The following is a 4528-nucleotide window of genomic DNA, read 5'->3' as shown; positions in this document are numbered from 1 at the left end:
CCGTCGAGGTCGGCGTAGGGCAGGGTCTCCTCGCCGCCCGTGACGACCACGTGGTGCAGGCGCGGATTGGCGGCCAGGGCGCCCGCCCGGCCGACCTCCTCGTCCGGCCCGCCGGCCACGAGGTCGTTGAAGGTGACGGCGAGCAGCCGCTCCCCGGCCCCGGTGCCGTGCCCCAGCACGGTGCCCGGCATCCCGGGCAGTCCCGCGGCGAGCAGGGCGAGCGTGCCGGAGGCCGGGCCGCCGGACAGGTCGGCCCCGATGCCGGGCACCGGCATGCCGCGCGCCGCCCGGCGTTCGGCCGGTCCCATGCCCGGTACGGGCCCGGGGTCGATGTCGGCGCCCGGGACGTGGCGGGGGGCCGCGAGCCGGGTGCGCACCGCCTCGACGAGGGCGTCCCGTACGGCGTCCACGGCGCTGTCCGGGTCGGCCGGGGGCGCCGCGACGGCGAGCGAGGCGACGGGTTCGTAGCCGGCGATCTCCCGGGCTCCCGCGCGCAGGATCAGCGCGTGGCCGGGCGGGACCCGCTTCACGCCGTCGTAGGGCGTGGAGTCGTAGAGGGCGGCGGGGACGTCGGGGGCGGCGAGCAGGGCCGCGAGGTGGCCGAAGTCGAGGTTGGCCTCGACGAGGTCGGCGAGGGGGAGCGCGGCTGTCGCGTAGGCGGTGCCGCCGGCCCAGGGGGTGTGGAAGACCGGCCGGGCACCGGCGAGGTCACCGCAGACGGTGACCCGGCGGCCCACCTGCACGACGGCGGTGTAGCTGCCGGGCCAGGCGGTGAGGTGCCTCAGTGCGCCGCCGCGCGCCGCGAACAGGGCGACGCGCAGTTGTTCGTCGGTGGCGCCGCAGGTGCCGAGGACGGCGATCCGGGTCTGCGGGTCGGCCTGCACCACCCGCACCTCGTCGGGGCGCCAGTCGCCGACCGCCCACAGCGGATCGGGGTCGCCCCACAGGAGTTGGGACCCCACGGGCTGCACGGTCTCCCCGTCGGTCCCGGTCGCCCCGGCCGTTCCGACGGCCACGGGCCCCGCGGCGGTGCTGCTCCACCCCACCAACCACCGCATCGCCGCCTCCACAAGCTGTGGACAACCAGTGCACCGTACGAACCGGTTCCCCATGCTGCCATGAAGGAGGCGCTGGAGAGGGGTGCCGGAACGGCATGTGCTCCGGTGAATGCGCCCCGGCGGATACGCCTCCCCCGAGCCGAACATCCGATCGCCCGGGGGGAGTCGACCGCGGCCGCCCTCTCCGGCCCGAGCCCGTTGCGACGTGAATGCGCCCCCGAAACGCGCCCCGAATACCCCCAACGCGCCGTCAAGTGCCGTGGTGGGCAAGGTGTTACCCCATGGAAGGTGGGGTCGATTTTCGGCCAATTCGGAGCGGTGAGAGCACCCTCGAACACGCTCCGTGCAGGTTCTGCGCACCGCCGAGCGGTCGCACGGTCCGGGAGGCGAGGCACACCCCCCGGACCGTTCCGCCGCCCGCGGGGATGTAGGCGGCGGTGTCCCCCAGCCCACTGGATCCAGTACAGCGGGCCGACCCACGCACGGACCATGGAATCGCTCCCGCGACGGCCGGAGAAAGGCGCACGCACGGGCGCACGGCCACACGACCGGAGCACGCCGCAACTGCGCGTATCGGACCCGCACTTCAGTACGGACCACAATCCCGCCATCCGGAAGAATGCCCCTTAACGCTTGGGATGCGGCGAACTACGCTGGGTTTACGAATGCCGCACGGTTATGCCAGCGCGGCAGCCGTCTGTGTCGAGGGGTGGCGCATGTCCAGGGAGCAACGCGGGCCGAACGAAAAGCTCGGCGCCGTTCTCGCCCTCGCGGGAATCTCCAACGCAGGGCTCGCGCGGCGCGTCAACGACCTCGGCGCACAGCGGGGACTGACCCTTCGCTACGACAAGACGTCGGTGGCGCGCTGGGTGTCCAAGGGCATGGTGCCGCAGGGCGCCGCGCCCCACCTGATCGCCGCCGCCATCGGCCAGAAGCTGGGCCGGCCGGTGCCGCTGCACGAGATCGGCCTGGCGGACGCGGACCCCGCACCGGAGGTCGGCCTCGCCTTCCCCCGGGACGTCGGCCAGGCCGTGAAGTCCGCCACCGACCTCTACCGGCTGGACCTCGCCGGCCGCCGCGCCGGCTCCGGCGGCATCTGGCAGTCCCTGGCCGGCTCCTTCGCGGTGAGCGCCTACGCCACGCCCGCCTCGCGCTGGCTGATAACCCCGGCCGACAGTTCGGTGGCCCGCGAGGCGAACGGAGCGGAGAACGCCGGCGCACCGATCAAAGTCGGCCACAGCGACGTGCAGAAGCTGCGCGAGGCCGCCGAGGACGCCCGGCGCTGGGACTCCAAGTACGGCGGCGGCGACTGGCGTTCGTCCATGGTCCCCGAGTGCTTACGGGTCGAGGCGGCACCCCTGCTGCTGGGCTCGTACTCCGACGACGTCGGGCGGGCCCTCTTCGGCGCGTCCGCCGAACTCACCCGCCTCGCCGGCTGGATGGCCTTCGACACCGGCCAGCAGGAGGCCGCCCAGCGGTACTACATCCAGGCCCTGCGCCTGGCCCGCGCCGCCGCGGACGTCCCCCTCGGGGGATACGTGCTGGCCTCCATGTCCCTCCAGGCGACCTACCGCGGCTTCGGCGACGAGGGCGTCGACCTCGCGCAGGCCGCGCTGGAACGCAACCGGGGCCTGGCCACCGCCCGCACGATGAGCTTCTTCCGCCTGGTCGAGGCCCGCGCCCACGCGCGCGCCAGTGACGCCCAGGCGGCCGGGGCGGCCCTGAAGGCGGCCGAGAGCTGGCTGGAGCGTTCCCGCCCCGGCGACAGCGACCCGTCCTGGCTCGGCTTCTACGGCTACGACCGGTTCGCCGCCGACGCCGCCGAGTGCTACCGCGACCTCAAGGCGCCCCGCCAGGTCCGCCGCTTCACCGAGCAGGCCCTGTCGAAGCCGACGGAGGAGTTCGTGCGCTCGCACGGGCTGCGGCTCGTCGTCTCCGCGGTCGCCGAACTGGAGTCGGGCAACCTGGACGCGGCCTGCGAGCAGGGCGTGCGCGCGGTGGAGGTGGCCGGCCGCATCTCGTCGGCCCGCACCACCGAGTACGTCAAGGACCTCCTGCACCGGCTGGAGCCCTACGGCGACGAGCCCCGCGTGGTGGAACTGCGCGAACGCGCCCGGCCGCTGCTGGTCGCCCCGGCCTGACCCGCCGGCCGGGGCGGGCGTGCGGGCGGGGCCGGGCGCCCCCCGGTCCGACGGCCTTGTCAGTGGCGCGGTGCACCATGGGTGCCGGAAGAGGTGCGAGCCGGGAGGTGGCGCGGGTGCGGCGGGCGTACGACTGCGATGTGCTGGTGATCGGCGGCGGCATCGTCGGCCTGTCCACGGCGTACGCGATCAGCCGCGCGGCCCCGGGCACACGGATCACGGTGCTGGAGAAGGAGTCCGGCCCGGCCCGGCACCAGACGGGCCGCAACAGCGGCGTCATCCACAGCGGCATCTACTACCGCCCCGGCTCCCTCAAGGCCCGCTACGCGGTGCGGGGCGCCGCCGAGATGGTCAAGTTCTGCGCGGAGTACGACATCGCGCACGCGGTGACCGGCAAGCTGATCGTCGCCACCGCGCGCGAGGAGCTGCCCCGCCTGCACGCCCTGGCCCAGCGCGGCCGGGAGAACGGCCTCACGGTCCGCGAGCTCGGCGCCGCCCAGACCGCGGAGTACGAGCCGGAGGCCGACGGCCTGGCCGCCCTGCACGTCGGCGCCACGGGCGTCTGCGACTTCGCGGCGGTGGCCCGGCACCTGGCCGAGGCGTCGGGAGCGGAGATCCGCTACGGGGCGCGGGTGGTGCGCGTCGACCGCAGACCCGACCGGGGGGTCGCCGTGCGGACCGCCCGGGGCGACGTCGTGCGGGGCCGGGTCCTGGTGAACTGCGCCGGGCTGCACTGCGACGAGATCGCCCGGCTCACCGGCGACGAGCCCGGCGTGCGCATCGTGCCGTTCCGCGGCGAGTACTACGAGCTGGCCCGCCCGGACCTGGTCCGCGGGCTGGTCTACCCGGTGCCCGACCCCGCGTTCCCGTTCCTGGGCGTCCACCTCACCCGCGGTGTCGACGGCGGCGTCCACGTCGGGCCGAACGCGGTGCCCGCGCTCGCCCAGGAGGGCTACGACCGGCGCACGGTCCGCCCGCGCGAGCTGGCCTCCACCCTGACCTGGCCGGGCTCCTGGCAGCTGGCCCGCCGCCACTGGCGCTACGGCGCGGGTGAGCTGCACCGCTCGCTGTCCAAGCCGGCGTTCACCCGGGCCGTGCGGCGGCTGCTGCCGGCGGTGACGGAGGAGGACCTGGTGCCGGCCGCGGCCGGGGTCCGGGCCCAGGCGGTCCTGCGGGACGGCACCCTGGTGGACGACTTCCTCATCCGGCAGACCCCGAGAGCGGTCCACGTCCTGAACGCCCCCTCCCCCGCCGCCACGGCCTGCCTGCCCATCGGCCGCGAGGTCGCCCGCCGGGCGCTGGCCGCGCTGGCGGAGGGGGCCCGCTGAG

2 protein-coding genes and 1 pseudogene are annotated in these 4528 nt (G+C 75.3%); 2 read left to right on the top strand and 1 reads right to left on the bottom strand.

Features of this window, described 5'->3' with window-relative positions:
• Positions 1-1058: pseudogene (locus G3I53_RS02050) on the bottom strand (asparagine synthase); the annotation flags it as partial.
• A gap of 716 nt (positions 1059-1774) precedes the next feature.
• Here G3I53_RS02050 and G3I53_RS02045 point away from each other — a divergent pair.
• Together G3I53_RS02045 and lhgO are read left to right on the top strand one after the other, a co-directional pair.
• Positions 1775-3199: an MFS transporter gene (locus G3I53_RS02045; protein WP_164334360.1), complete on the top strand. Its 1425-nt coding sequence runs from the start codon at positions 1775-1777 to the stop codon at positions 3197-3199.
• A gap of 77 nt (positions 3200-3276) precedes the next feature.
• Positions 3277-4527, top strand: a complete 1251-nt coding sequence (lhgO, locus tag G3I53_RS02040) for an L-2-hydroxyglutarate oxidase (RefSeq protein WP_164334361.1) — start codon at positions 3277-3279, stop codon at positions 4525-4527.
• Position 4528: the final 1 nt, after the last annotated feature.

Source organism: Streptomyces sp. SID14436 (assembly GCF_010548465.1).
Lineage (GTDB): Bacteria > Actinomycetota > Actinomycetes > Streptomycetales > Streptomycetaceae > Streptomyces.
The sequence above is the reverse complement of the archived record's forward strand: the minus strand, read 5'-3'. Positions and strand labels throughout refer to the sequence as shown.

Coding starts and splice junctions, on each gene's coding strand:
- lhgO (WP_164334361.1), top strand. CDS start 3,277: ATGGGTGCCGGAAGAGGTGCGAGCCGGGAGGTGGCGCGGGTGCGGCGG.
- G3I53_RS02045 (WP_164334360.1), top strand. CDS start 1,775: ATGTCCAGGGAGCAACGCGGGCCGAACGAAAAGCTCGGCGCCGTTCTC.